At 45.8% G+C, this 859-nt stretch carries 1 rRNA gene; it reads right to left on the bottom strand.

Annotated features, from left to right (window positions below):
• Positions 1-772: ribosomal RNA gene (locus JWF52_RS04845) — 23S ribosomal RNA — on the bottom strand; the annotation flags it as partial.
• Positions 773-859 lie beyond the last annotated feature (87 nt).

Below are 859 nucleotides of genomic sequence, written 5' to 3'. Positions count from 1 at the left end.
GTCCTCCACGAAATTTTACTTTCGCTTCAACCTGCTCATGGATAGGTCGCCCGGTTTCGGGTCTACGTCAAGTAACTTAAGCGCCCATTTAAGACTCGCTTTCGCTACGGCTCCACACCTTAAGTGCTTAACCTTGCTACTTAACGTAACTCGTTGGCCCGTTCTACAAAAAGTACGCGGTCACACTAATAATGTGCTCCCACAGCTTGTAAGTGCAGGGTTTCAGGTTCTATTTCACTCCCCTCCCGGGGTTCTTTTCACCTTTCCCTCACGGTACTATGCGCTATCGGTCACTAGGTAGTATTTAGGCTTGGAGGATGGTCCCTCCTGCTTCCCACAGGGTTTCACGTGTCCCGTGGTACTCTGGATCATATCTGAAGTCTTCTCGTTTTGACTACGTGGCTGTTACACTTTATAGCGGAGCTTTCCAACTCTCTTCGTCTACAATAGCCTCTTCGTTTATGATATGTCCGCAACCCCAGCAAAGAAAACTTCACTGGTTTGGCCTGTTCCGCGTTCGCTCGCCGCTACTTACGGAATCGAATTTCTTTCTTTTCCTCCGGGTACTTAGATGTTTCAGTTCCCCGGGTTCCCCTCGCTAAGCTATGTATTCACTTAACGATACTTAGACATTACTCTAAGTGAGTTTCCTCATTCGGAAATCTTCGGATCAAAGTTTACGTGCAACTCCCCGAAGCTTATCGCAGCTTATCGCGTCCTTCATCGGCTCCTAGTGCCAAGGCATCCGCCCTGCACCCTTAATAACTTGACCAGTTATTAAAGTGTTGTAATTTTTACGACTTTTCTTGTCATTGATATTTTTAGAAGTTATCTTCTTCATATATATAAAATGATGTCA

The sequence above is a fragment of the Clostridium sp. CCUG 7971 genome (assembly GCF_017590215.1).
Taxonomy (GTDB): Bacteria; Bacillota; Clostridia; order Peptostreptococcales; family Peptostreptococcaceae; genus Faecalimicrobium.
This window is presented reverse-complemented; position numbering and strand designations above follow the sequence as displayed.